This window comes from Sphingopyxis sp. KK2, from assembly GCF_001990265.1.
In the GTDB taxonomy this organism is placed as follows: Bacteria; Pseudomonadota; Alphaproteobacteria; order Sphingomonadales; family Sphingomonadaceae; genus Sphingopyxis.
This window is the reverse complement of record NZ_LYVN01000032.1, coordinates 1-24,444: the sequence shown is the minus strand read 5'-3', so window position 1 is coordinate 24,444 and position 24,444 is coordinate 1. Positions and strand designations below refer to the sequence as shown.

Below are 24,444 nucleotides of genomic sequence, written 5' to 3'. Positions count from 1 at the left end.
CTCTCCCATCCCTCTTTGTACGAACCATTATGTGAACGTTATCAAAATCTCCTGTCGCATAGCATGTGAATGAAATCAAGCGTCCGTTTGATTGCGCTATCAGCGCAGCCGCGGCATCGTGGCGAGGAGCAGTACGGCGATGCTCGCCAGCGCGGCGAGCAGCAGGAACAGCGCGTCGAAACCGAAGCCCGGGACCAGCGAGATGGTGAGCCAGGGCATGATCAGCGACGGCACCGTATTGGTGAGGTTGAACAGCCCGAGGTCGCGGCCGCGCCGCTCGGGACGGCGCAGCACGCGCAAGGTCTGGCCGCTGTGGAGCGACAGGAAGATCGTCGCTGCGACGCCGAAGACGACATAGCTGAGCTTCGCTGCGAGCAGCGTTTCGGACAGCGCCATCGCGGCGAGGCCGAGGGTGAGGACGCCCGCGCAGATCACCAGCGGCAGGATCGGGCGCCCGCTGCGGTCGGCCCAGCGCCCCGCGAGCAGCGCCAGCGGCACCGCGATGGTGAGGACGAGGCTGAACAGCCGCGCGGTCTCGCTGTCGGTGATCGCCGGTTCGATCGAGCGGAACCAGAAGAAGAGATAGGCGAAGAGCGCCGCCTCGGCGATCTGGACGAGCAGGCGCGCGCTCCACATGCGCGCGATGGTCGAGGCGGGGCGTTGTTCGTCGGTCCCGGCCCCGACCGCGACCGGCGCGCTCAGTTCGGGAAAGGCGCGCGGCCGGCCGAGCAGCAGCACGGGCAGCACCGCGCCGGCGACGAGCAATGCGACGAGCACAAGGCGACCGTCGGCATCGGCGAGCCCCGGAATCGTGACGAAGGCGCAGGACAGCGCGCCGAGCGCGGGCGAGAAGGCGAGCAGCCCGCCGAGCAGCCCCTTTTGCCCGTCGGGCACGCAGTCGCCCGCCCAGGCGGCGAGCGGCGCGAGCATCATGTTGAGCGCGAGTTGCCAGGCGATGATGATCGCGATCAGCGACGGCACGTCGCTCGCCAGCGGCACGGCGAGCAGCAACGCGATGGTGAGCAGCAGCCCCGCGACCACCCACCCGCGCCGGCTCCGCGTGCGGTCGCTGAGCCAGCCGAAGAGCACCCCGCCGCTGCTCGCCGCGATCGCGCCGAAGAAGGTCACATAACCCAGCGCCTGAATGTCGTTCGCCCCCGCGAGCGCGGTCATCCGCACGGGCAGCAATATGGTCAGGAAGGGCACATAGGCGATCGCGCCGCCCGCCCAGGCGAGCGCGTAAAGCAGGAGGAAGCCGAACGACTGGCGCTGCGGCGCAGCCGCGTCAGCCATGGCGCGGCGGCGGCGCGGTCGAGCCGCGCTCGATCAGGCTGCCGTTCACGACGGTGGGGGCATGCGGCCGGGGTTCGCCGCGCTGCGCGGCGATGATGAGTTCGACCGCGCGCGACACCGTCGCGGCGATCGGCTGGTCGACCGCGGTCAGCCCCGGCGGGGTGAAGCGGACGATCGGGGTGTTGTCGAAGCTGACCAGCGACAGGTCGCGCGGCACATCGAGCCCGCGTTCGCGCGCGACGGCGAGCGTCGCGAGCGACATCTGGTCGTTGCTGGCGATGATCGCGGTCGGGCGGTCGGCGAGCGCGAGCAGCTGGTGCGCGGCGATCGCACCCGAAGCGGCGCTGAAATCGCCCTCGGCGAGCAGGTCGTCGGTCGGCAGCCCCGCCGCCGCCATCTCGGCGCGCCAGCCGTCGATGCGCCAGTGGCTGAGGTCATATTCGACCGAGCCCGAGATGAAGCCGATGCGCTTGTGGCCAAGGTCAACGAGGTGCCGCGTCGCGAGCGCCGCCGAGCCTTCGTCGTCCATCGTCAGCGCGATGCCGGCGTCGCCGCCGTGCGAGCCGATGCGCGCGAAGGGAATTTTCTGCTGGTGGAGCAGCGCGACGATCAGCGGATTGTCCGAGTGCGGCGGGGTCAGGATCACCCCGTCGGGCTGGAGCGCGGCGATGATCGCGCGCAGTTCGCGCTCGACATGGTCGTGGTGGGTATCGACCAGTTCGAAGATCATCCGGTAACCGAGCTCGGCGCATTTGAGCATGCCGCCGAAGAGCATCTGGTCGACCCAGTCGGTGCCTTCGCGCGCGTTCCAGTCGGCAATGGTGCGGTCGCGGTCGTTGATCGCGAGGATCAGATAGGAACGCGATCCGCTCATCCGCTGCGCCGCGATCGAGGGGACATAGCCCAGCTTGTCGATCGACGCCTGGACGCGTTCCTTCATCTCGGGGCGCACATTGGGTTCGTCGTTGATGACGCGGCTCACCGTCTGCAGCGACACCCCCGCGTCGGCAGCCACATGCTTGATCGTCACCGACTGCCGCCGACGCCCCATTATTCCCCCATATTCCAGTAACGCGCCCTGCTAGCGGCTTCATGGGACCCGATGCAAGCCATCACGCCGCCTGCGGCACCGACGCGCCGCAATAGCGCGCGACATAGGCATGATGGTCGGGCAGTTTCGCCACGGTGTCGCGGACATTGTCGCGAATGCCGCCGAGGAAGCGCGCGAGTTCCTCATCGCCAAGCTTGGTCGCGATCGGGTGATGGCTCTGCGGTTCGATCCCCTGCCCCATCATCACCTGGACCCAGCTGTTCTCGGCGAACAATTCCTCGTTGCGGCGGAAGACGCGACCGGTTTCGCGGAACAGCTCGATCTTCTGTTCGAGGCTGTCGGGGATCGGCATGTCGGCGCACTGGCGCCAGAAGGCGCTGTCGCGCCGCTCGGTCGCCTTATAATGGAGGATCAGGAAGTCGCGGATCTGCAGATTATCCTGCATCTGCTGGTCGTTATATTCGGCGATGTCGCGTTCGCTGACCTTGCCGAGAGGCAGCATGCGGATGAAGCGCAGCACCGCGCGCTGGATCAGGTGGATGCTCGTCGATTCGAGCGGTTCCATAAAGCCGCTCGACAGCCCGACCGCGACGCAGTTGCGATACCATTGGCGGCGGCGGACCCCGGTGGTGAAGCGCAGGAAATTGGGCTCGGTCAGCGCCTCGCCCTCGATATTGCCGAGCAATCGCTCGAGCGCGGCGTCGCGATCGAGGTAGCGGCTGCAATAGACGAGGCCGTTGCCAGTGCGGTGCTGGAGCGGGATGCGCCATTGCCAGCCGGCGTCATGCGCCATCGCACGCGTATAGGGCACCGGCGGGCGGACGTTCGGGGTCTGGAGCGCGATCGCGCTGTCGCACGGTAGCCAGTGGGTCCAGTCGTCGAAGCCGGCATGGAGCGCGCCCTCCATAAGCAGCGCACGAAAGCCGGTGCAGTCGAGGAAGAGATCGCCTTCGACCCGCCGGTCGCCGTCGAGGACGAGCGCGGCGATGTCGCCGCTCTCTCCGTCGAGTTCGACGCGCGCGATCTTGCCCTCGATCCGCTTCGTGCCGTCGGCCTCCGCCATCTGGCGCAGGAAGCGGGCGTAGAGGCCGGAATCGAGCTGATAGGCGTAATTGATGCCTTCGTTGGGCAGATGCGCGAACTTGCCCTCCATCGCGGCGACGAGTTCCATGCAATAATCGTCATAGCTCTGGTCGTGCCCGCGCGTCCGGCCGTGGAGCCAGAAATGCTGGAATCCCGCCGACCAGTGATCCTTGCCGGTCAGCCCGAAGCTGTGAAAATAGCGGTGGCCCGGCTCCTTCCAATTGTCGAAGAGGATGCCGAGCTTGAAGGTCGCCTGCGTCGCGCGCATGAAATCGGCCTCGTTGATCCCGAGCAACCGGTTGTAGTTGACGAGCGGCGGGATCGTGCTTTCGCCGACGCCGATCGTGCCGATCGCTTCGGACTCGACGAGCGTCAGGTCGACCGCTGCGCCCATGGTGCGCGCGATCGCGGCGGCGGCCATCCAGCCGGCGGTGCCGCCGCCCGCGATGACGATGCGCTGTTTCTTGTCGGTCATCGGCTGAGGCTCCTGAGGAGGAAGGCGCGGAGGCGCCCGGCGCTTTCGGGGGTGAGCGGCGCGAGGATGCTGCGCGCGGCTTCGGGAATATGGTCGGCGACGCTGCCGTCGTTTTCGAACACATAATGGTCGAACAAGGCGCGCCAGATCGTCTTGTCGGCGTCGGGCAGGTCGCGGATCGCGAGGATCGCGTGATTGAGCGCTTCCTGCGGCTGGCCGAGGAAAGCCGGGGTGCTGCGCCACCAGTAATTGACAAGGATGTTGAAGGGTTCGAGCCCCTCGACATGGTGCCACCACATCGACGGGATGAAGAGCGCGTCGCCGGGGTCGAGCTCGACCGTCATCGCGTGCGCCATCGCCTCGACGAAACGCGGAAAAGCGGCAAGGTCGGGCGCGTCGAAATCGACCATGCTGACCGCGCGCCCCGCCGGGGTGTTGTCGATCGGGCCGAGATAGAGGTTGGCGAACTGATCGGGCGGAAAGAGCGTGAAGCGGCGGCGGCCCGCGGCGCAGCAGGCGAGATTGTCGGGGAAATCATTGTGCGCGGCGATGCGCGTCCTGGTGCCGATCCAGATGCTCTTGAGCGGGTTGCGGTCGCCGAGGTCGATCGGGTTGGCGGTGTCGAGCCCGTCGAAATGCGCCGGGATGTCGATCGAGGCGAGATAGACGGTGCGATCTTCGCCGCGCTCCTCGGCGGTGTCGATGCCGGCGAAGATGTCGGGCAGCTTGCCGGTCCCCGAGCGGAAGTTCATCGCCATGTCGGCGTCGTAGAAGAGCCGCCCGTCGTGCCCCGGCGCGCCGATCGACACCGCAAAGGGCCGGTCGCGGGCATGGTCGAGCAGATGCTGGCGCGCCGCGCGCGCCGAGCGTTTCGCCGCCTGCACCAGCGGCCAGTCGGCGACGAGGCCACGCAGGACAAAGGGCTCGCGCGCGCCTTCCAGCAACGCGTCGAGCCCTGCCCCCTTTTCCTGGTCGCGCTCGGGCACGAGCGCAAGGCGGTCGTAGATCGCGCCGTCGCGTTCAGCCATGGCCGAGCCTGCGATTCTTGCGCTCGATCAGCGGCGCGAGCTGCGACAGCGAGGCGAGCGCCATGAAGATCGGCATCAGATGGCCGGCGGCGTGAAGCTTGCCGGCGGTCTCGGAATCGAGCGCCTGCAATTTCGCCTCGTCGATGATGTGGAAGCCGACGAGCGAATTGACCGAGCCATCGTCGAGCGTGACTTCGAGCGTGAAGGGTTCGAGCAGGTCATGGTCGCGCAGCGCGGCGAAAAAGTCGGCGCTCGCACGATAGCCCTCGTCGAGCGCGCCGAGCTTGGCGGCGATATCCTCCAGATAGGGCGTCGCCTGGCCATCGGCGTCGAACAGGCGCACGCCTTCGCCGCCCGCCGCGATACGCGCATGATCGAGGTCGATATGCACCTGCGCCGGTCCCTCGCCATGCGCCGGACGGCCGACGAGGAAGGGCTGGATCGCTGCCGATAGCGGACGATAGCGCGCGTCCCAGCGGCCGCCGTCGAGATAGAGATTTTCCCCGGGTTCGAAGCCGAACAGCGCCATCGCGATGAAGCTGTCCTGCCCGGTCTCGCGGCGGAAGAGGATCGGATAATGCGCCTGGACCTGGCGAAACTCGCTCGGCACGGTCAGCGTCGCCATCACCGCGTCGCCGAGGTCGGCGCCCGCGTCGGTGCGGACGCGCAGGTCGCGGTGGCTGTTGGTATCGAGCGCGGCGTGGCGGGTCATTCGGGGTCCTTCATTCGGCCGCCGTCGCGGCGGCCCCGGTGAGTGCGTCGAGATAGTCGCGGTTGGTCGGCAGCGCCGAGGCGAGCGAGCGGGCGCGCTGGCGCTGTTCGGCGAGCGCCGCGCGGGCGCGGTCGCTGGCAGCGGGGCCGGCCGGAAGCGGATAGCCCATGCCATAGAGGATATATTGGTGGCTCGCGGCCGAGAAAATCTCGTCGACCTGCGGGAAATCCCATGCCGACGGCGGCTGGTCGCGCCACAGCGCGAGCATCGCGGCGAGGCGCGGCGGCACCGACGCCGGATCGCGCTGCGCCAGCCAATAGGGTTCGGTGCGCCGGCTCAGCACATAATGGAGCTTCAGAAATTCGACGATGCGGTCCCAGCGATAGCGGAACAGCGTGTTGAAGCGATCGGCGTGGATCGGCATCGCGTCGGCGCTGGCGGGGAAATTGTCGACCAGCGCGTCGAGCGACAATTCGATGAGCACGATCGCCGAAGCCTCGAGCGGTTCGATGAAGCCCGCCGACAGGCCGATGGCGAGGCAATTGCCCTGCCAGAAGCGGGCGCGGTGGCCGGTCGGGAAGCTCAATCGGCGGACAGGCACCTCAGGCGCATCGGGCAGGACGCGTGCGACATAGGCGCGCAGCGTCGCCTCGGCTGCATCGTCATCGACGAAACGGCTGGCATAGACGCAGCCGATGCCGCGGCGCCCCGGCAGGCCGATGTCCCAGATCCAGCCAGCCGCATGCGCGGTCGAGACCGTCTGCGACGCGATCGGGCTGCCCTCGGCGACGGGGACCTGCGCGGCGAGCGCGCGGTCGTTGAACAGGGTGTCGCTGCGATCGATCCAGGGGACGCCGAGTTCGCCGCCGATCAGCAGCGCGGCATGGCCGGTGCAATCGATGAACAGGTCGCCCGCGATCTCGCCATGCTCGCGCGCGATCACCGCAGCGATGCTGTCGCCGTCGCCGCGCCGCACCCCGGTGACATGGTCGGCGATGTGCCGCACGCCGAGCCGCCGCGTCGCATGATCGCGGAGCAGCGCCGCGAATTTTCCGGCGTCGAGGTGATAGGCGTAGTTCGCGGCGCCCTGATAATCGGGCATCGTCCGCTGGCGCGGCGCGAGGTCGAGATCGCAGACCGAACCTTGCGCGGTCATCGCGGCGCCGAAGGAGCGATCGGGCTCCACCGCCTGCCACGCCGCGAGCAGGTCGCGCATCGGCAGCGCGGGCGGCGAGGTGAAGGGATGGAGATAGCGGTCGTCCGCCGCGCCGCTGACCCATCCGTCGAAGCGCGAGCCCTGCTTGAACGATCCATCGCAGGCGGCGAGAAATTCGCCCTCGGTGATACCGATCGCGGCGAGCGTCGCGCGCATCGTCGGCCACGTCCCCTCGCCCACGCCGATCGTCGGGATGTCGGGCGCCTCGACCAATGTCACCGCGAGCGCAGGCCGCGCCGCGGCGAGGCGCGCAGCCGCGAGCCAGCCGGCGGTGCCGCCGCCAACAATGACCACCCTCTCCACTGCGCTTGTCATTGGGAACGTTCCTATGCCTTCTCCCGCCCCGCGTCACGCAAAAGAGCCGCACCTCTTTGGAGGAGCGGCTCTCTCGCCAGGAAATCCGCGGGGTGGAGGCCCGCCTTAGAAGGAGAACCGGACCCCCGCCGCATAGCGGGCGAAGCCCGGCTGCACGAAGGTGACATTATTCTTGTGGCGCAGATGCCCGCGGCGTCCCTCACCCGTCAGGTTGATCGCCTCGACGAAACCGGTGAGGCCGGGCATGAACTCGTAGCTCGCGCTGGCGTCGATCTGCCAATATTCCTCGATATAGGTCGGGTTCGGCCCCGAGCCCTGGAGGAATTCGTCGCGCCAGTTCCAGGCCACACGTGCCTGAAGCCCGTTCTTGTCATAATAGGCGACCGCATTGGCGCTGTCGCTGAGCCCGGTGAGCGCGAACTGCGGCACCGTTGACGGCTGGGTGTTGTCATAGGTCGCGCTGCCGTTGACGATCGTATAGTTCAGGATCACGCCGAAGCCCGTATCCCAGAAGCTGTGCTGCAGCGCGAATTCCCACCCGTTGAGCGACGCCGTCTGGTCGCTGTTGATCGGGGTCGAAATCTCGAAGTTCAGCAGCGGGTCGCCCGGAATGCTGTCGATCGTGCCGACATAAGTGCCCGGCCCGCCCCCGGTAATCGTCACCGAATTGGGGAAATTGGCGAAGATATATTGGCGGATCTGCGACACGGTCGCATTCTGCCCGAGCGCTGCGAGCGCGGCGTTCCAGCGCGGCCCGCCGACCGGAGTGGTCAGCCCGAACGCCTCGCTATCGACACGGGTCGACGAGATGAAGTTGCTGACATCCTTGTGGAAATAGCCCGCCGAAACATAGCTGCCCGGCGCATAATACCATTCGGCCGAAAGATCGATATTCTTCGATTTGTACGGAACGAGGCCCGGATTGCCCTGCGCCCCGCCGCCGCCGCCGACGCGGAACAGCGTGTCGAGCGTGCGCCCGCCCTGCAGGCTGGCATAGTCGGACCGGGTGATCGTGTGGCTGTACGATGCGCGCAGCTTGACGTTGTCGATCGGCGAGAAGTCGAAGTCGAACGCCGGCAGCCAGTTGTTGTATGAGCCCTTGAAGCGCGTGAAGTCGCTGTCGCCCGAATAGACGATGTTGAATTCATTGTCGCCGACCCAGCGGGTGCCGGTCGGAACCGGAACCAGCGCGGCCGAGGATACGTCGGTCACCTCGTAGCGGACGCCGGCGACGAAATGCGCCGGGTTGTCGAACAGGTCGAACTTGGTCGCGACCTGCAGATAGGGCGCGAGCGTCCGTTCGCTGATGCGGCGATCGGTGTTGTACGCGGCGATGCAGGTGCCCGGCACCGCGGCCGAGCCGGTCTGCGGATCGCTGCACACGTCGTACAGATCCTCGATCAGGTCGGCCATGCGCTCGTAATCGAACTTGTAGAAGCTCTGGATCATCCCCGGCTGTGCGAGGCCCGGGAATTTGTCGGGCAGCGTTTCGAGGGTGAAGATGTCGTCGGGAATGTCCGAAGCCGGCCCCGCCCCGCCCCAGGTGTCGTTCTGGATCGTCCCGAACGCCGAGCGGACCTTGTTGTCGACATAGGAGACGCCGAAGTCGATGCTGTCGAGGAAACCGCCCTCATGGTCATAGGTGCCGCGCAACTGGACCTGATCGATCCGGTCGCGGAAATAGGCAGCGCGGAAGGCGTTGCCGGTCGACTGGATCAGCGCCGCGTTCAGCGGGTCGATCCCGGGATGCATGTTGTAGGAGAGGACCGGCAGGTCGTTCTCGAAATTGATCGTCTGGTTGGCGATGCCGAAGATGGCGTTGCCGACCGAGGTGCTCGATCCGAAGCGGTTGACCGGCTTCACCGTCGCGGTCGAATGGTGGAAGTCGAGGTCGACGGTGACGCCGCCGGGGGCGTCCCAGTGGAGATTGCCGCCGAGCGACTTGTTCTCGGCACGATTCTCGGTGAGCGAGCCGCTGTACGACAGGTCCTTGCCGCCGTTGAGCGCGGTGGTGCTCGGCGGAGCGGGCGGCGCCGGGAAGGCTTCGGAATAGAAGATCGGGCCGGCAACCGGGCCGTCGGTCCACGAGCTCGTCGTATTTTCATGGTTGAACCAGATGCCGACGTTGCTGTTGCGCGTTTCGACGGTGTTGCGCGAATAGGTGTAATCGATCGTCGCGGTCAGATCGTCGCTGGGGCGGAATTGCAGCACCGCCTGGCCGTTGATGCGCTCGCGATTGATGTCGTTGAGGTCGTAGGAGGCGTTCTGCGGCACCTGATAGACGTCGGTCGGGTCGGGGCGGTTGGTGATACGCGCAGCGCCCGGGGTGCCCGGCTGCGCCAGCGAGCCCCAATTGTTTTCCGAACCAAGATAGCCGTCGCGCCAGCCGACATTCGCCGAATTGGTGCTCGACTTGCGCTTCTGATACGACCCGATCAGCAGGACGCCGATCGTGTCGTCGGCGAAGGTGGTGCTGAAGATGCCCGACACTTCGGGCGTGACCGGATTGCCCTCGTTGCGCGACGAGTCATAGACGGCCTTGGCCGAAATGCTGCCGTGCATGCCGGGCTTGTCGAGCGGGCGCGGGGTGCGGATGTTGATCGTCGAGCCGATGCCGCCCGATTCGATCGTGGCGCGGCCGCTCTTGTAGACTTCGACCGCCGCAACGCCTTCGGACGCGAGGTTGGCGAAATCGAACGAGCGCGAGGAGGGCGCGCTGCCGCCGTCGCCGATCACTGCGGTCGGCATCTGGCGGCCGTTGAGGGTCACAAGGTTGAATTCGGGGCCGAAGCCGCGGACCGTGACGAGCGAGCCTTCGCCGTTCGAGCGGTCGATCGACACGCCGGTGATGCGCTGGAGCGATTCGGCGAGGTTGGTGTCGGGGAATTTGCCGATGTCTTCGGCGGAGATCGCGTCGACGACGCCCTGCGCGTCGCGCTTGATGTCGGCGGCCGCCGAAAGGCTGGCCCGGATGCCGGTGACGACGATTTCGTCGCCATCGACGGCGCTGTCTTCGGCCGGCGCTTCCTGCGCCATCGCCACCTGCGCCACGCTCATCAGCGCCACCGCCGACGTGCCGGCCAGAATCTTCGCGAGCCAAAGCTTATGCGGAGCCTGCATCCCTGTTCCCTCCCGTTTAGTCGCTCATTTTCGGCGACATTTCTCCAATGTGAACGTTATCTAAATGAGAACGTTCTCATTGTCAACGCGGGTCGACATTGCATTCCTATGCAATCGGCGGGGAAAATGCAGCAGCGAACCGCCCGGCCCGATAGGCGGCCGGCCGGTTCGCGGGAAAGGGATCAGAGCGCGGGATAGCTGAGCCCGTAATAGCCATAGACGGTGCGGCCATATTCGTCGGTATATTCGGGGGTATCGTCGGCGCCGTAGCGCGGCGCGCCGGTCACCTGTTCCTTGCTGATCGCGACGACATAGCCGCCCTTCGCCTTGTCATAGGCCAGCATATCCCAGGGGATCGGATAATGGTCGCTGCCGAGCCCGAAGAGGCCGCCGAACTGGAGCACGGCGTAATCCGCCTTGCCCGAATATTTGTCGATCATGATGTTGGCGATGGTGCCAAGCTTCTCGTCCTGCGGATTATAGACCGCAGTCCCTTCGACCTTGTCCGAGGAAATGAGGCGATGCGTTTCGCTGCGTTCGAGGGTGTCGGCCATGATGCGTCTCCTTTGCGGCGGAGGCGGATCGCGGGACGGGAGTCGGCCAGCGCCGCCCCCTGTCCCGAGCAACGAGGCGCAAGCGACAGAGTTGCTCCGCTCACCGCAAAGGATCGTCCGGTGGAAGCTTAGCGGCTCCAGCGCGCGAAGATCGCGGTCGGGAGCAACAGCCCCCTCGCCTCTTCGCGCACCGCGAGTTCGCCGCATTCGACCTTGCCCGGCAGGTCCGCGAAAAACTGGCCGAGCAATTCGCCGATCGCCAACGCCGACATGCGCACCGCATAGACGGTGAGGAACAGCGCGCGGCTGTCGGCGTCGAGCAGCTGGCGGCAGTCGGCGAGCAGCGGCGCCAGCCCCTCCTCGATCTGCCAGCGCTCGTTGTTCGGCCCGCGTCCGAACTTCGGCGGGTCGAGCAGGATCGCGTCGTAGCGCTTTTCGCGCCGTACCTCGCGCGCGGTGAACTTGCCGGCGTCGTCGACGATCCAGCGCACGGGCTTGTCGGCCATGTCCGCCAGCGCAGCATTTTCGCGCGCCTGCGACACCGACTTTTTCGACGCGTCGACATGCGTCACCGTCGCGCCCGCGGCGGCGAGCGCCTGGCTGCCGACCCCGGTATAGCCGAACAGGTTGAGGAAGGCCGGATCGGGCTTGTCAGCGACCTGATCGCGGAGCCAGTCCCACACCGGCGCCATGTCGGGGAAGAAACCGAGGTGGCGGAACGGGGTGCAGCTTGCCGTGAATCGCGTCTCGCGCCAGCCGAGTGGCCAGCCTTCCTGCGGCACCGGCTTGTTATAATACCAGCGGCCGCCGCCATCGTCGTCCGATGCCGGAATGAATTCGCCGTCGGCGGCGTCCCATACGTCCTGCGGCAACGCGGGCGCCCACATCGCCTGCGGTTCGGGGCGGATGAAGCGGAAGCGGCCATAGCGTTCGAGCTTGCGCCCGCCCCCGCTGTCGACCAGCCCATAATCGTCCCACGCCTCGCCGACGAGGGTGACGAGCGGAAGCAGGTCAGCCACGCGCGGCTTCCGCGAGAACGAAGGCCTTCACCGCGTCATAGTCGCCGGGGAGCTTGGTATAGCGTTCCTCGCGCTCGAACAGATTGCCGAGCCGCGCGGGCAGCGCCGGACGCACGCCGGTCGCGCGCTCGACCGCCTCGCGGAACTTCGCCGGGTGCGCGGTTGCGAGCGTGACGATGGGTATATCGGCGTCGAGATCGAGCTGGCGCGCCGCGGCGAGGCCGACCGCGCTGTGCGGATCGATCAGCTGGCCGCCCTTTTCCTGCGCCCAGCGAAGCGCCAGCGACATCGAGTCGCCGTCGATGCTGGCGCTCGAGAACAGGTCACGCGCGCCGCTCAGCATGTCGGCGGGAATCGTCATCGCGCGATTGCGGTCGAACTCGCCCATCATCGCGGTGATCGCAGCGCCGTCGCGGCCCGACAGGTCGAAGAGCAGCCGTTCGAAATTGCTGCTGACCTGGATATCCATGCTCGGCGTCGCGGTCGGGCTGACGGTGCCGGCGCTGTAATCGCCGCTGGTCAAAGCGCGGTGGAGGATGTCGTTGACGTTGGTCGCGACGAGGAGGCGGGCGATGGGAAGGCCCATACGCGAGGCGACATAGCCCGCGAAGACGTCACCGAAATTGCCGGTCGGCACGCTGAACGCCACCGGGCGGTCGGGACCGCCGAGACGGACCGCAGCGTAGAAATAATAGACGACCTGCGCCATCAGCCGCGCCCAGTTGATGCTGTTCACCGCCGACAGCGTCACCTTGCCGCGCGCTTCCTCGTCGCCGAACAGCCGCTTCACCATCGCCTGCGCATCGTCGAAGCTGCCGTCGATCGCGATATTATGGACGTTGGGTGCGAGCACCGTCGTCATCTGGCGGCGCTGGACGTCGCTGACCCGGCCTTCGGGATGGAGCATGAAAATCTGGATATGCTCGCGCCCGGCGACCGCCTCGATCGCCGCCGAGCCGGTATCGCCCGAGGTCGCGCCGACGATGGTGATGTTCGTATCGCCGCCCGCGAGGAATTTTTCGAAGAGCTGCCCGAGCAGTTGCAGCGCGACATCCTTGAACGCCAGCGTCGGGCCGTGGAACAGTTCGAGCAGCCAGTGGCGATGGTCGAGCTGAACGAGCGGAGTCACCGCATCATGGCTGAAGCGGCCGTAGGCGGCCTTGCACAGGCCGCGCAGTTCGTCCTCGGACAGCACGCCCGCGACGAAGGGGGTCATCACCCGCACCGCGGTTTCGACATAGTCGAGCCCCGCCAGCGCGCGGATATCGTCCTGGCTCAGCGTGGGCCAGGTCGCGGGGACATAGAGGCCGCCGTCGCCGGCGAGGCCCGCGAGCGTGGCGGCACGAAAGTCGAGGGTCGGCGCGGAGCCGCGGGTGCTGATATATTCCATGGCGGCCCAGCGCCTAGCGGTGTCCGGTCAAGCCCGCAAGCGGCGGCGCACCGCAAGGATATAGATCACCGCCGCGGCCAGCGCGAAGAGAAACCACTGACCGGCATAAGCGAGGTGATTGTTCGGCGTATCGGCCGCCGAAGGCACCGCGCTGGGGCGGAGGCCCGGCGCCGGGACATCGGCCACCAGCATCGCGCGCGCGGGCACCGCCTTGCCGCTCAGGCGTTCGATCAGGGTCGGCTGTTCGGGACCCGGAACGATCGTGCCGGCGACGATACCGCCGGTCCATTTGGGCGGGGTGAAGTCGTCGGCGGTGCCGACATCGACGAGCACCCCCGGCCCCTCGGCGCCGGTGCGGCAGTCGGCAACCATGCGGATGCCGGTCTTGCCGGCGCGGTCGGTGCCGCTGCGCTGGTCCCAGCGGACCGGCTCGAGGCATGTCACGCTGCTCTTGCGATAGAGCATCGCGTCGGGAACGGGCGGCAGCTTGGGATAGGCGACGGTCGCCGACATCGCGCTGTTGCGCTGGTAGAGCGCGATCAGCGCTTCCTTCTCGCCCTTGCGCTGGAGCTGCCAGACGCCGAGCGCGATCATCGTCGCGACGGCGGCGACGACGAGGATCGTCGGGATGACCGGCCAGCCCCGTGCGGGCGTCGTAGCGGCCGGGCTTGCGGGCTTTGCGGGCTCGTCAGTCATGCGATGTCTCCACCCGTCCCTCGGCCGCCTGGCGCTGATGTTCGCTCGCGAGCAGTGCCGCCTTGGCGATGCGCAGGCCAAAGATGACCGCGGCGATGGTCAGCGGCATCCACAAGACGACATGCACCCACATCGGCGGCGCGACGGCCATGTCGAACAGGATCGCGGCGACGGTGAGCAGCGCGCCGATGATGAGGGTCAGGAAGGCCGCAGGGCCGTCGCCGACATTATAGCGCGCCGCCTCGAAACCGCACGACGGGCAGCGGGCGCGAAAATGGGCGACGCCCTGAAACAGCCCCTTCGCCCCGCATTCGGGGCAGAGGCCAAAAAGGGCAGCGCGCCAGACCGGCGGCTGCCCCTTTTGATGCTGGACGTCTGGCGTCACTTAGTGCGCGGCGATCGGCGCGCCCCAGCCGCCCCAGACATAGACGATGATGAAGAGGAACAGCCACACCACGTCGACGAAGTGCCAGTACCAGGCGGCGGCTTCGAACCCGAAATGCTGGGTCGGGGTGAAGTGGCCCTTGTAGGTACGGACGAGGCAGACGATCAGGAAGATCGTGCCGACGAGGACGTGGAAGCCGTGGAAGCCGGTCGCCATGTAGAAGGCCGAGCTGTAGTTGCTCTGACCGAAGCCCCAGGGCGCATGCATATATTCATAGGCCTGGATCATCGAGAAGATGCCGCCGAGGATGATCGTCGCCCACAGGCCCTTCTTCAGCCCCTCGCGGTCACCGTGGATCAGCGCGTGGTGCGCCCAGGTGATCGTGGTGCCCGAGCAGAGCAGGATCAGCGTGTTGAGCAGCGGCAGCGAGAAGGGATCGATAACTTCGATGCCCTTCGGCGGCCACATGGTGATCGCAGCGGCGCCGTCCTGGCCGAACAGCGAGGTCACCGCGCCATCGGCATATTCGATCGGCACCGGGAAGAGCGAGAAGTCGAACCACGCCCAGAACCAGCCAACGAAGAACATGACTTCGGAGGCGATGAACAGGATCATGCCATAACGCAGGTGGAGCTGGACGACCGGGGTATGGTCGCCGGCATGCGCTTCGTTGATGACGTCCGACCACCAGCTGAAGAAGGTGGCGATGACGCCCATGAAGCCGAGGCCGAGCACCCATTTGCCGACGCCGCCGAAATCATTGGGGTGCATATACATCACGAGGCCGAAGAACATCACCAGCGCGGCGAACGATCCGATCAGCGGCCAGACGCTGGGGTTTACGAGGTGATAGTCATGATGTTTGGCACCGGACATGGCGTTTTTCCCGTTTTTAGCAGCCCCAGCATCGCGATTCCCCATCGCCCGCCGGTCTTGGTAAGACTCTTGATCGCGGCCTTAGCTGGCCTTTTTGCCCTCGTCTACTGGCTCCACGGGGTGGAAGGTGTAGCTGAGGGTGATTTCCTGAATATCGCGCGCATCGGGGTCGTCCATGATCTTGGGATCGACGAAGAACAGCACCGGCATGCGCACCTGCTGCCCCGCTTCGAGCTTTTGCTCGGTGAAGCAGAAGCACTGGATTTTCGTGAAATATTTGCCCGCGGCGTCGGGGGTGACGTTGAAGCTGGCGGTCCCGGTGACGGCGTGCGGCGAATTATTCTGGGCGATGAAGATCGCCATGTCGCGCGCGCCGATGCTGACCGTGTCGGTCGGATGTTCGGGATAGAATTTCCACGGCAGCTTCGGCGAGACATTGGCGTCGAAGCGGACCGAGATCGTCTGGCTCAATACCTGCGGCACTTCGGCGGCGGCGACCGGGTCGTAGCGCTGCGTCGTGCCGCCGAAGCCGGTCACCCGGCAGAAGAGATTGTAGAGCGGCACCGCCGCGAACCCCAGCCCGACCATCGAAATCGCAAGCAGGCCCGCGAGGCTGGCGGTCTTCGCGTTCGGCGACATCCGCGCGATCATTTGAGCACCGTCAGCTTGGCGATGGTGATGAAGAAGAACAGCACCGCAAGCCCACCGAGAAGCAGCGCCATCAGATTGGCGCGCGCGCGCTGGCGGCGGCGATATTCGGCCTCGTCGAAGGGTTCGGGGATATCGTTCACAGGTTCGGTCATAGTGGCCACCAATGGTCGGCGACAACCGCGCCGAACAGGATGAAAAGATAGGCGATCGAATAGGCGAAGAGGCGCTTTTCGGGCTGCATCGTGTCGCCCTCGCGCGCCATGCGGGTGCCGACCTGCACCGACAGGATCACGAACAGCGCCGAGAGCAGCACCGCGGTCCAGCCATAGAGGGCGCCGGCATAGCCGAGCGGCCAGGGCGCGATCGCGGCGGCGGCCATGATCAGCGCATAAACGAGGATCTGGCGGCGCGTCGATTTCTCGCCCGCGACGACGGGCATCATCGGGATGCCGGCGGCGGCATAGTCCGAGCGCACGAACAGCGCGAGCGCCCAGAAATGCGGCGGCGTCCACAGGAAGATGAGCAGGAACAGCAGCACCGGCAGCGGCGCGATGCTGCCCGTCGCGGCGACCCAGCCGATCAGCGGCGGAAAGGCGCCGGCGGCGCCGCCGATGACGATATTCTGCGGCGTCCGCGGCTTGAGCCACATCGTGTAGACGAAGACGTAGAAGAGGATCGAGGCGAGCAGCAGCAGCGCCGCCTGCCAGTTCGATGCGAAGAGCATCAGGAAGACCGAGAAGGCGGCGAGCCCGACCCCGAACTGCAGCGCGGTCTGCGGGTCGAGCCGTCCGGCGGGCAGCGGGCGCCCGGCGGTGCGCTTCATCTTCGCGTCCAGCCCCGCCTCATACCATTGGTTGAGCGCGCCCGAGGCCCCTGCCCCCAGCGCGATCGCGAGGATCGACGAAAAAGCGAGGACGGGATGGACCGTCCCCGGCGCCGCGAGCAGGCCGCACAGCGCGGTGAACACGACGAGCGACATCACGCGCGGCTTGGTCAGCGCGAACAGGTCGCGCCAGTCGGCGGGAAGCGACGTTTCGCCGTGGGTCAGGCTATGCGCCATGATAACTCCAGGCCCGAGGGCGACGCCCCCTGCCGGATGTCAGCAGGGGGCGTGCGCGATCAGGCGATACGCGGCAGTTCGTTGAACTGGTGGAACGGCGGCGGGCTCGACAGCGTCCATTCGAGCGTCGTCGCGCCTTCGCCCCACGGATTGTCGGCGGCCTTCTTGCCCGCGAACAGCGACCAGGCGATGTTCACGAAGAAGAAGATCATGCCCACTGCCATGATGACATAGCCGAGCGACGAGATGTGGTGCCAATAAGCATAGGCTTCCGCATAGTCGGGGTAACGGCGCGGCATGCCCTGCTGGCCCAGGAAGTGCTGGGGGAAGAACATGACGTTCACGCCGATGAAGAAGACCCAGAAGTGCAGCTGGCCGAGGGCTTCGCTGTACATCCGGCCCGACATCTTCGGGAACCAGTAATAGAAGCCGGCGAAGAGCGAGAAGACCGCGCCCAGCGACAGCACATAGTGGAAGTGCGCGACGACATAATAGGTGTCGTGCAGGTTGGTATCGACCCCGCCGTTCGCGAGCACGACGCCGGTGACGCCGCCCACGGTGAACATGAAGATGAAGCCGAGCGACCACACCATCGGCGTCTTGAAGCTCAGCGAGCCGCCCCACATGGTGGCGATCCAGCTGAAGATCTTGATGCCGGTCGGGACCGCGATGACCATCGTCGCGGCGGTGAAGTACATCTTGAGGTTCACGCTCATGCCGACGGTGAACATGTGGTGCGCCCACACGATGAAACCGACGACGCCGATCGCGACCATGGCATAGGCCATGCCGAGGTAACCGAAGACCGGCTTGCGGCTGAAGGTCGAGATGATCTGGCTGACGATGCCGAAGCCCGGCAGGATCATGATGTACACTTCGGGGTGGCCGAAGAACCAGAAGAGATGCTGGTAGAGCACCGGATCGCCGCCGCCGGTGGCGTCGTAGAAGGTGGTGCCGAAGTTGCGGTCAGTCAGCAGCATGGTGATCGCGGCGGCGAGAACCGGCAGCGCGAGCAGCAGCAGGAAGGCGGTAACCAGCACCGACCACACGAACAGCGGCATCTTGTGCAGGGTCATGCCCGGCGCGCGCATGTTGAAGATGGTGGTGATGAAGTTGATCGCACCGAGGATCGACGCCGCACCCGCAAGGTGGAGCGAGAAGATCGCCATGTCGACCGCCGGCCCGGGCGACCCGCTGGTCGACAGCGGGGCATAGACCGTCCAGCCGGTGCCCGCGCCGAGGCCGTTGCCGCCCGAAACGAAGGCCGACCCGACGAGCATGACGAACGCGACGAAGGTCAGCCAGAAGCTGACATTGTTCATGCGCGGGAAGGCCATGTCGGGCGCGCCGATCATCAGCGGCACGAACCAGTTACCGAAACCGCCGATCATCGCGGGCATGACCATGAAGAACACCATGATCAGGCCGTGCGCCGTGATCAGCACGTTCCACATATGCTTGCCCTGCGTCTCGGTCGCCGCCGGGTCGAGCCACTGGGCCCAGCCGGTCAGATACTGGATGCCGGGTTCGGCGAGCTCGAGGCGCATCATGCCCGAGATCACACCGCCGACGATGCCGGCGACGATCGCGAAGATCAGATAGAGGGTGCCGATGTCCTTGTGGTTCGTCGACATGAACCAGCGGACGAAGAAGCCCGGGGTATCGTGGTCATGGTCGTCATGCGCGTGATCGGCATGGCCATGGGCGGTTGCAGTCATATCGGTCATCTGTCGGACCCCTTGTTATTTCTTGGCAGCCGGAGCGGCGGCGGCGGGAGCCGCTGCGGCCGGTGCGGCTTCGGTCGTGGCGGCCGGCGCAGCAGCCGGAGTGGCGGCGGGCGCGGCTGCCGGGGCAGCGGCAGCAGGAGCCGGCGCGGCTGCGGCGGGCGCCGCAACCACCGGACCGGCCGGGTTGCCGCCCTTCGAGCGGACCCAGGCTTCCCATTTGTCGACCGGCAGCACTTCGACGGCGATCGGCATATAGCCATGGTCGACGCCGCAAAGCTCCGAGCACTGGCCGTAATAGAGGCCGACCTTGGTGGCGGTGAACGTCGTTTCGTTGGCACGGCCCGGGACCGCGTCCATCTTGGTCCAGAAGGCCGGAACCGCGAAGCTGTGGATCACGTCGGCACCGGTGATGATGAGCTTCACCTGGCGGCCGACGGGAACGACCATGCGGTTGTCGACGGCGAGGTGATAGGGTTCGCCGGCCGCTTCGGCCTGTTCCTTGGTCAGGATCTTCGACACATATTCGGCGATGCCCTGATCGGGATAGGCGTAACCCCAATACCACTGATATCCCGTGACCTTGATCGTCAGCGCCTCCTTCTTCGGCGGCTCATATTGCGCGGCGAGCAGGCGGATCGACGGGACGGCGATCAGCGCGAGGATGAGCACCGGGATCGCGGTCCAGATGATTTCGATGAAGGTGTTGTGCGTCGTCTTCGACGGCACCGGGTTCGCTGCGGCGCGGTAGCGGACGACCACCCACAGCAGCAAGCCGAGAACGAAGAGCGAGATCACGGTGATCACCGGCAGCAGGATATAATGGTTAAAATCATAAGCCTGATCGCCGATCGGCGTGACCTGCGGCTGGAAATTCCAGCCAGCGTCGACCGGCTGACCGACGCCCGGGGTCGGCTTCATCGGGACATAGGTCGCGTCGCCGGCCGGAGCCGCCGCCGTGGTCGCTGCGGCCGGAGCCGGAGCAGCGGCCGTCGCAGCCGCCGCCTCAGCGGGAGCCGGATTCGCCGCAGCCGTCGCCGCGGGGGCTGCGGCAGGAGCCGCCGCCGCCGGTGCGGTCGCCTGACCGGCGCTGACCGAGCCAAGCGACAAAACCGCCGCGATTACAAGGGTTTTCAAGCTCTTCATAAGGATAGTGCCGCCCGTTGCCTGTTGTTCTTATCGATGCTTCATCCCCGCCACATGGATACCGGACATGCGTCGCGGCAGCCGGGAGGCGGGCTGAATCTCGCGGGCGCTATAGACCCGCTTGCCGCTTGCCTCAAGCATCTCTAACACTATTTTACGGCTGGCAAATCCGACCAGTCGAAACCCCGTCGTTCGCGAGGAACGACGCCATCAACAAAAGACCCATTCTCCCATGACCGACGAAGAAATCCTGGCCGAATTCCGTGCCGCCGACGCGCTGCTGCAGGGGCATTTCCTGCTCTCCTCGGGGCGCCACAGCGAATATTATCTGCAGTGCGCGCGCGTGCTGATGGACACCGAGCGCGCCGGTCGCCTCGCGATCGCCCTCGCCGCCAAGCTGCCACGCGACCTGAAGCAGGCGATCGACGTCGTCGTGTCGCCCGCGATGGGCGGCGTCATCATCGGCCATGAAATGGGCCGCGCGCTCGGCAAGCCCGCGATCTTCGTCGAGCGCCCGACCGGCACCTTCGAACTGCGCCGCGGCTTCACCATCGCCCCGGGCGCGAAAGTGCTGATGGTCGAGGATGTCGTGACCACCGGCCTGTCGTCGCGCGAAGCAATGGCGTGCGTCGAGGCGGCGGGCGGCGAAGTCGTGGCCGAAGCCGCGCTGGTCGACCGCTCGGCAGGCAGCAACATCGACCTCGGCGTCCCCTTCTACCCGCTCGTCGCGATCAACTTCCCGACCTATGCCGAGGACGAGCTGCCCCCCGAACTGGCGGCGACCCAGGCGGTGAAGCCCGGAAGCCGCGCGAATTGAGCAGCCGGCTTCGCCTCGGGGTCAATATCGACCATGTCGCGACGATCCGGAACGCACGCGGCGGCGAGCATCCCGACCCGGTGCGCGCGGCCGAGATCGTCGCCGCGGTCGGCGGCGACGGCATCACCGCACATCTGCGCGAGGACCGGCGCCATATCCGCGACGACGACCTCGCCCGCATCCAGGCGGCGACCGACCTGCCGCTCAATCTCGAAATGGCGGCGACCGAGGAAATGCTCGAAATCGCACTGCGCCATATGCCGCACGCCGCGTGCATCGTCCCCGAAAAGCGCGAGGAGCGCACCACCGAGGGCGGGCTCGACGCCGCGGGGCAGCATAATCACCTTGCCCCGATCGTCGCGCGGCTGAACGACGCGGGCATCCGCGTCAGCCTGTTCATCGAACCCGATGCGCGCCAGATCGAGGCCGCGATGCGGCTGCGCGCGCCGGTCGTCGAATTCCACACCGGCCGCTATGCGCATGTCGAGGGCGAGGAACGCGCCGCCGAGCTGCGCCGCATCGCCGACGCCGCGGCGCTGGCGTGGAAGAACGGCATCGAGCCGCACGCCGGGCACGGCCTGACCTATGACAATGTCGTCCCCATCGCCGCGATCCCGCAGCTCGCCGAGCTCAATATCGGCCATTATCTGATTGGCGAGGCGATCTTTACCGGGCTCGAGGATGCGGTCCGCCGCATGCGCGAGCTGATGGACGCGGCGCGCTAGATGCGCCCGGGCGCGCGCACCGCTTTGTTCGGCGCGATCCTGCTCGTGTCGCACCCTGTGCAAGCAAGGTCGCTGGCCATGCCGCCGCCCTTTCTGGGCGTGTCCACCTTGCAATATATGTGCGACGAAAAGTTCGAGCAGTCCGCCGACCCCGCCTCGCGCAAGACCGCCGGCGAATGCCGCGGCTATGTCCGGGCGGTCGTCGACCGCTATTTCGCCACCGAACTCAAACTGAAAAAGGGCCAGATCATGCCGGCATGCGACTGGAACGGGTCCACCGACCTGCTGGTCGCCGATGTTCGGGAAAGCGTGAACGGGCCGATCCGGTACAGCGCGCAATCCCCCGCCGAGGCGTGGTTGCGCGACCTGCTGAAGAAAAGATGCGAGGTCTGAGCGATGATCATCGGCCTCGGCTCCGACCTTTGTAATATAGAGCGTATCCAGAATTCGCTCGACCGTTTCGGCGAGCGCTTCGAGAAACGCGTGTTCACCGAGGTCGAGCGCGCCAAGGCGGCGCGGCGACCGTTCACCCGCGCGGGCACCTACGCCAAGCGCTTCGCCGCCAAGGAGGCCTTTTCAAAGGCCGTCGGAACGGGGTTCAAGCGCGGCGTGTTCATGAAGGACATCGGCGTCGTCAACGCGCCGTCGGGCGCGCCGACGCTGGCGCTGACCGGCGGCGCGGCCGAACGGCTCGCGGCTATGATCCCCGCAGGTTACAGCGCGCACATCCACCTGACACTGACCGACGACCATCCCTGGGCGCAGGCATTCGTCATCATCGAAGCAATCAAGGACTGACATGGCCAAGGACAAAACGAAGGGCGGAGCCAAGGAAGAAAGCTGGGGCAAGTTCTTCCGCGACATCGCGGTGATCCTGCTGCTGGTGCTCGGCATCCACAGCTTCATCGCCAAGCCCTTTTATATCCCGTCCGATTCGATGATGCCGGGGCTGCTCAGCGGCGACCGGCTGCTCGTCAGCAAATATCCCTATGGCTGGTCCTACGCCTCGGTCAGCTTCCACCTCGCGCCCAAATTCGCGGGCCGCATCTTCGCCCGCCTGCCCGAGCGCGGCGACATCGTGGTGCTCGAGCATCCGGGCGACCGCACCGACTATATCAAGCGCGTGGTCGGGCTGCCCGGCGACACGATCGAGGTGCGCGGCGGCGTGCTGATCATCAACGGCACGCCGGTGAAACGCGAGCAGCAGCCCAATCTGATCATACCCGTCGACGCCAACACCCCGTCGCGGGGCGAAGCCGGCGGCAGCGCGCTCGATATCTTCGCGAAACAGGATGCGCAGGGCCGCATGGTGCTCGACATCCCGATCATCCGCGAAACATTGCCCGGCGGCGCGACCTTCGACACGATCGACATGGGCGAGCGGCCGAGTGCCGACGAATATCATCCGAACGGTCGCCCCTATACGGTGGAGGCAGACCATGTCTTCCTGATGGGCGACAACCGCGACGGCAGTGCCGACAGCCGTTTTCCCATCTCCGCGGCCGGTCTCGAGGGCGCGGTCCCCTTTGATTCGATCGCCGGACGCGCCGAGATCATCACCTTTTCGACCGACGGCACCGCCAAATGGTATAATCCGCTGAGCTGGTTCACGGCGTTGCGTTCGGGCCGCGCGGGAACCGACCTGACCCCCGAACGTAAGGGCAGTTAGGACCCGTACCCGCTTACGGCGCCGTCGAGGCGCCCAAATGGCGAACAGATCGGGCCGAAAGACGCGCCGGGAAGGCTGGTTGCCTTTCCAAGCGGCTTTCGGGTCGAGATGGAAGCCATTTGGGCGTCCCAAAGGGATTTGATCAAAATGGCCCATTGCGTCGTCAAGAAGTCTTGAAATATCGACATATTTCTTCGCCTTCTTTCCTCGCACTGAGCCATTTTGATTCAAACCTCGACGGCGCCGTAAGCGGGTACGGGTCCTAAACAGGGGAGCGACGCACATGGCCGAGACCGATGCAAAAGCCAGGGTCAAGGCCGCCGCCGACGAACCCGGCCCGACCGAAATCCGCAGCGACGCCGTTCGCACCGAATTGATGCGAGCGGGGGTGTGGCTGGGCCTCGCGCTGCTGATCGGCGTGTGCATCATCCTGATCCAGCCGATCCTGCTGATCTTTGCCGGCATCGTCGTCGCCGCGATGCTCGACGGCGGCACGCGGCTGCTCGGCCGGGTGCTGCCGATCGGGCGCGGGTGGCGATTGATGATCGTCTGCCTGTCGCTCGTCGCCTTCATGCTGTGGACCGTGATGTTCGCGGGTTCACAGATCGCCGACCAGGCCGCGACGCTGCAGACGGTGGTGATGGGACAGGTCGAGCGCATCGCCGCCTGGGCCAGCGAACATGGCATGGGCAATCTGCAGATCGACACCAAGACGATCGCCGAGAATCTGGCCGGCACCGTCGGGCGCGTCACCGCTGCGGTCGGGACGGTGCTCGGCGCGCTGACCAGCCTGGTGATGATCCTCGTCCTCGGTGTCTTCCTCGCGATCGAGCCGCGGCTCTATGAGCGCGGCGTCGCGTGGATGCTGCCGATGAAGAGCCGCGAGAATTTCTACATCGTCACCGCGCGCATGGGCTTCACGCTGCGCCGGCTGATGGCAGGGCGCCTGCTCGGCATGCTCGTCGAGGGCATCGGCACCTGGCTCGCCTGCCTCGCCTTCGGGGTGCCGATGGCGGCGCTGATGGGGCTGCTCACCGGGCTGCTCGCCTTCATCCCCAATATCGGCGCGATCGTGTCGGGCGTGCTGCTCGTCCTCGTCGGCTTTTCGGCGGGGACCGACACCGGGCTCGCCGCAATCGCGATCTATTTCATCGTTCAGACCGTCGACGGTTACCTGATCGTGCCGATGGTGGCGAAGCAGACCGTCGACCTCGCCCCTGCCCTCGTCCTCGGCGCGCAGATATTGTTCGGCACGCTGCTCGGCATCCTAGGACTGTTCCTCGCCGACCCGATCGTCGCGATGATCAAGGTCGCGCTGGAGCGCGAGGCGGAGCGTAACGCACGGGCGCAGGGGAAGCGGAAGGCGGCGGGGTAAGGCGGGAAGGCGACATTAAAGGATTGATCTGCTTCTCCCCTCCCGCAGGCGGGAGGGGAGAAGC

At 66.3% G+C, this 24,444-nt stretch carries 24 protein-coding genes; 6 read left to right on the top strand and 18 right to left on the bottom strand.

Annotated features, from left to right (window positions below; genetic code table 11):
- Nucleotides 1–99: 99 nt before the first annotated feature.
- From B1A78_RS07765 to coxB, 18 genes are all read right to left on the bottom strand, one after another.
- The gene (locus B1A78_RS07765) at nucleotides 100–1,293 is read right to left on the bottom strand and encodes an MFS transporter (RefSeq protein ID WP_077146404.1); all 1,194 of its coding nucleotides are present in this window, start codon (nucleotides 1,291–1,293) and stop codon (nucleotides 100–102) included.
- Nucleotides 1,286–2,344: a LacI family DNA-binding transcriptional regulator gene (locus tag B1A78_RS07760; protein ID WP_077146403.1), complete on the bottom strand. Its 1,059-nt coding sequence runs from the start codon at nucleotides 2,342–2,344 to the stop codon at nucleotides 1,286–1,288. The genes B1A78_RS07765 and B1A78_RS07760 overlap by 8 nt, the downstream gene beginning before the upstream one ends.
- A gap of 61 nt (nucleotides 2,345–2,405) precedes the next feature.
- Nucleotides 2,406–3,902 carry a tryptophan halogenase family protein gene (locus B1A78_RS07755; RefSeq protein ID WP_077146402.1) on the bottom strand — a complete coding sequence of 499 codons (1,497 nt, stop codon included), beginning with the start codon at nucleotides 3,900–3,902 and terminating at the stop codon, nucleotides 2,406–2,408.
- Nucleotides 3,899–4,930, bottom strand: coding sequence for a cupin-like domain-containing protein (locus tag B1A78_RS07750; RefSeq protein WP_077146401.1), 1,032 nt, complete (start codon nucleotides 4,928–4,930; stop codon nucleotides 3,899–3,901). The genes B1A78_RS07755 and B1A78_RS07750 overlap by 4 nt, the downstream gene beginning before the upstream one ends.
- Nucleotides 4,923–5,642 (bottom strand): SapC family protein, encoded by a 720-nt coding sequence (locus tag B1A78_RS07745; protein WP_077146400.1) that lies wholly within the window; start codon nucleotides 5,640–5,642, stop codon nucleotides 4,923–4,925. Before B1A78_RS07745 ends, B1A78_RS07750 begins: the two co-directional genes overlap by 8 nt.
- Nucleotides 5,643–5,652: 10 nt before the next feature.
- The gene (locus B1A78_RS07740) at nucleotides 5,653–7,173 is read right to left on the bottom strand and encodes a tryptophan halogenase family protein (protein ID WP_077146399.1); all 1,521 of its coding nucleotides are present in this window, start codon (nucleotides 7,171–7,173) and stop codon (nucleotides 5,653–5,655) included.
- A gap of 105 nt (nucleotides 7,174–7,278) precedes the next feature.
- The gene (locus B1A78_RS07735) at nucleotides 7,279–10,293 is read right to left on the bottom strand and encodes a TonB-dependent receptor (RefSeq protein WP_077146398.1); all 3,015 of its coding nucleotides are present in this window, start codon (nucleotides 10,291–10,293) and stop codon (nucleotides 7,279–7,281) included.
- Nucleotides 10,294–10,475: 182 nt separating this feature from the next.
- A complete protein-coding gene (locus B1A78_RS07730; protein ID WP_077146397.1) occupies nucleotides 10,476–10,847 on the bottom strand; it encodes a PRC-barrel domain-containing protein in 372 nt (123 codons plus the stop codon).
- A 128-nt stretch (nucleotides 10,848–10,975) separates the two neighbouring features.
- The gene (locus B1A78_RS07725; RefSeq protein WP_083733952.1) at nucleotides 10,976–11,866 is read right to left on the bottom strand and encodes a class I SAM-dependent methyltransferase; all 891 of its coding nucleotides are present in this window, start codon (nucleotides 11,864–11,866) and stop codon (nucleotides 10,976–10,978) included.
- Entirely contained in the window at nucleotides 11,859–13,256 is a 1,398-nt protein-coding gene (gene thrC, locus B1A78_RS07720; protein ID WP_077146396.1) for a threonine synthase, read from the bottom strand. Before thrC ends, B1A78_RS07725 begins: the two co-directional genes overlap by 8 nt.
- Before the next feature lie 27 nt (nucleotides 13,257–13,283).
- Nucleotides 13,284–13,952 carry an SURF1 family protein gene (locus B1A78_RS07715; protein ID WP_077146395.1) on the bottom strand — a complete coding sequence of 223 codons (669 nt, stop codon included), beginning with the start codon at nucleotides 13,950–13,952 and terminating at the stop codon, nucleotides 13,284–13,286.
- The gene (locus tag B1A78_RS07710; protein WP_077146394.1) at nucleotides 13,945–14,337 is read right to left on the bottom strand and encodes a DUF983 domain-containing protein; all 393 of its coding nucleotides are present in this window, start codon (nucleotides 14,335–14,337) and stop codon (nucleotides 13,945–13,947) included. Before B1A78_RS07710 ends, B1A78_RS07715 begins: the two co-directional genes overlap by 8 nt.
- Entirely contained in the window at nucleotides 14,338–15,213 is an 876-nt protein-coding gene (locus B1A78_RS07705; protein WP_077146393.1) for a cytochrome c oxidase subunit 3, read from the bottom strand.
- An 81-nt stretch (nucleotides 15,214–15,294) separates the two neighbouring features.
- Nucleotides 15,295–15,852 (bottom strand): cytochrome c oxidase assembly protein, encoded by a 558-nt coding sequence (locus B1A78_RS07700; protein WP_256837520.1) that lies wholly within the window; start codon nucleotides 15,850–15,852, stop codon nucleotides 15,295–15,297.
- A gap of 8 nt (nucleotides 15,853–15,860) precedes the next feature.
- Nucleotides 15,861–16,016: a hypothetical protein gene (locus B1A78_RS22595; RefSeq protein WP_179102004.1), complete on the bottom strand. Its 156-nt coding sequence runs from the start codon at nucleotides 16,014–16,016 to the stop codon at nucleotides 15,861–15,863.
- The gene (locus B1A78_RS07695; RefSeq protein ID WP_077146391.1) at nucleotides 16,013–16,924 is read right to left on the bottom strand and encodes a heme o synthase; all 912 of its coding nucleotides are present in this window, start codon (nucleotides 16,922–16,924) and stop codon (nucleotides 16,013–16,015) included. The genes B1A78_RS22595 and B1A78_RS07695 overlap by 4 nt, the downstream gene beginning before the upstream one ends.
- Nucleotides 16,925–16,983: 59 nt before the next feature.
- Complete coding sequence (gene ctaD, locus B1A78_RS07690) at nucleotides 16,984–18,651, bottom strand: cytochrome c oxidase subunit I (RefSeq protein WP_077146390.1); 1,668 nt, start codon at nucleotides 18,649–18,651, stop codon at nucleotides 16,984–16,986.
- 15 nt (nucleotides 18,652–18,666) lie between these two features.
- Nucleotides 18,667–19,794, bottom strand: a complete 1,128-nt coding sequence (coxB, locus tag B1A78_RS07685; protein ID WP_077146389.1) for a cytochrome c oxidase subunit II — start codon at nucleotides 19,792–19,794, stop codon at nucleotides 18,667–18,669.
- A 232-nt stretch (nucleotides 19,795–20,026) separates the two neighbouring features.
- On the opposite strand from coxB, the gene pyrE reads away from it, so the two are divergent.
- The 6 genes from pyrE to B1A78_RS07650 all read left to right on the top strand — a co-directional run bounded on the left by pyrE (nucleotide 20,027) and on the right by B1A78_RS07650 (nucleotide 24,380).
- Nucleotides 20,027–20,611, top strand: coding sequence for an orotate phosphoribosyltransferase (gene pyrE / locus B1A78_RS07680; protein WP_077146388.1), 585 nt, complete (start codon nucleotides 20,027–20,029; stop codon nucleotides 20,609–20,611).
- Nucleotides 20,608–21,336 (top strand): pyridoxine 5'-phosphate synthase, encoded by a 729-nt coding sequence (locus B1A78_RS07675; RefSeq protein ID WP_077146387.1) that lies wholly within the window; start codon nucleotides 20,608–20,610, stop codon nucleotides 21,334–21,336. The genes pyrE and B1A78_RS07675 overlap by 4 nt, the downstream gene beginning before the upstream one ends.
- On the top strand, nucleotides 21,337–21,729 hold the full coding sequence (locus B1A78_RS07670) for a hypothetical protein (RefSeq protein WP_077146386.1): 393 nt from the start codon (nucleotides 21,337–21,339) through the stop codon (nucleotides 21,727–21,729).
- 3 nt (nucleotides 21,730–21,732) lie between these two features.
- Nucleotides 21,733–22,134, top strand: a complete 402-nt coding sequence (gene acpS / locus B1A78_RS07665) for a holo-ACP synthase (protein WP_077146385.1) — start codon at nucleotides 21,733–21,735, stop codon at nucleotides 22,132–22,134.
- A gap of 1 nt (nucleotide 22,135) precedes the next feature.
- Entirely contained in the window at nucleotides 22,136–23,005 is an 870-nt protein-coding gene (lepB, locus tag B1A78_RS07660; protein ID WP_077146384.1) for a signal peptidase I, read from the top strand.
- 283 nt (nucleotides 23,006–23,288) lie between these two features.
- On the top strand, nucleotides 23,289–24,380 hold the full coding sequence (locus B1A78_RS07650; protein ID WP_077146382.1) for an AI-2E family transporter: 1,092 nt from the start codon (nucleotides 23,289–23,291) through the stop codon (nucleotides 24,378–24,380).
- The last annotated feature ends 64 nt before the right edge of the window (nucleotides 24,381–24,444 follow it).

Excerpts from the sequence above, each read along its gene's own strand:
- B1A78_RS07765 (WP_077146404.1), bottom strand. The coding sequence starts at position 1,293 with ATGGCTGACGCGGCTGCGCCGCAGCGCCAGTCGTTCGGCTTCCTCCTG.
- B1A78_RS07760 (WP_077146403.1), bottom strand. The coding sequence starts at position 2,344 with ATGGGGCGTCGGCGGCAGTCGGTGACGATCAAGCATGTGGCTGCCGAC.
- B1A78_RS07755 (WP_077146402.1), bottom strand. The coding sequence starts at position 3,902 with ATGACCGACAAGAAACAGCGCATCGTCATCGCGGGCGGCGGCACCGCC.
- B1A78_RS07750 (WP_077146401.1), bottom strand. The coding sequence starts at position 4,930 with ATGGCTGAACGCGACGGCGCGATCTACGACCGCCTTGCGCTCGTGCCC.
- B1A78_RS07745 (WP_077146400.1), bottom strand. The coding sequence starts at position 5,642 with ATGACCCGCCACGCCGCGCTCGATACCAACAGCCACCGCGACCTGCGC.
- B1A78_RS07740 (WP_077146399.1), bottom strand. The coding sequence starts at position 7,173 with ATGACAAGCGCAGTGGAGAGGGTGGTCATTGTTGGCGGCGGCACCGCC.
- B1A78_RS07735 (WP_077146398.1), bottom strand. The coding sequence starts at position 10,293 with ATGCAGGCTCCGCATAAGCTTTGGCTCGCGAAGATTCTGGCCGGCACG.
- B1A78_RS07730 (WP_077146397.1), bottom strand. The coding sequence starts at position 10,847 with ATGGCCGACACCCTCGAACGCAGCGAAACGCATCGCCTCATTTCCTCG.
- thrC (WP_077146396.1), bottom strand. The coding sequence starts at position 13,256 with ATGGAATATATCAGCACCCGCGGCTCCGCGCCGACCCTCGACTTTCGT.
- B1A78_RS07715 (WP_077146395.1), bottom strand. The coding sequence starts at position 13,952 with ATGACTGACGAGCCCGCAAAGCCCGCAAGCCCGGCCGCTACGACGCCC.
- B1A78_RS07705 (WP_077146393.1), bottom strand. The coding sequence starts at position 15,213 with ATGTCCGGTGCCAAACATCATGACTATCACCTCGTAAACCCCAGCGTC.
- B1A78_RS07700 (WP_256837520.1), bottom strand. The coding sequence starts at position 15,852 with ATGTCGCCGAACGCGAAGACCGCCAGCCTCGCGGGCCTGCTTGCGATT.
- B1A78_RS22595 (WP_179102004.1), bottom strand. The coding sequence starts at position 16,016 with ATGACCGAACCTGTGAACGATATCCCCGAACCCTTCGACGAGGCCGAA.
- B1A78_RS07695 (WP_077146391.1), bottom strand. The coding sequence starts at position 16,924 with ATGGCGCATAGCCTGACCCACGGCGAAACGTCGCTTCCCGCCGACTGG.
- ctaD (WP_077146390.1), bottom strand. The coding sequence starts at position 18,651 with ATGACCGATATGACTGCAACCGCCCATGGCCATGCCGATCACGCGCAT.
- coxB (WP_077146389.1), bottom strand. The coding sequence starts at position 19,794 with ATGAAGAGCTTGAAAACCCTTGTAATCGCGGCGGTTTTGTCGCTTGGC.
- pyrE (WP_077146388.1), top strand. The coding sequence starts at position 20,027 with ATGACCGACGAAGAAATCCTGGCCGAATTCCGTGCCGCCGACGCGCTG.
- B1A78_RS07670 (WP_077146386.1), top strand. The coding sequence starts at position 21,337 with ATGCGCCCGGGCGCGCGCACCGCTTTGTTCGGCGCGATCCTGCTCGTG.
- acpS (WP_077146385.1), top strand. The coding sequence starts at position 21,733 with ATGATCATCGGCCTCGGCTCCGACCTTTGTAATATAGAGCGTATCCAG.
- lepB (WP_077146384.1), top strand. The coding sequence starts at position 22,136 with ATGGCCAAGGACAAAACGAAGGGCGGAGCCAAGGAAGAAAGCTGGGGC.
- B1A78_RS07650 (WP_077146382.1), top strand. The coding sequence starts at position 23,289 with ATGGCCGAGACCGATGCAAAAGCCAGGGTCAAGGCCGCCGCCGACGAA.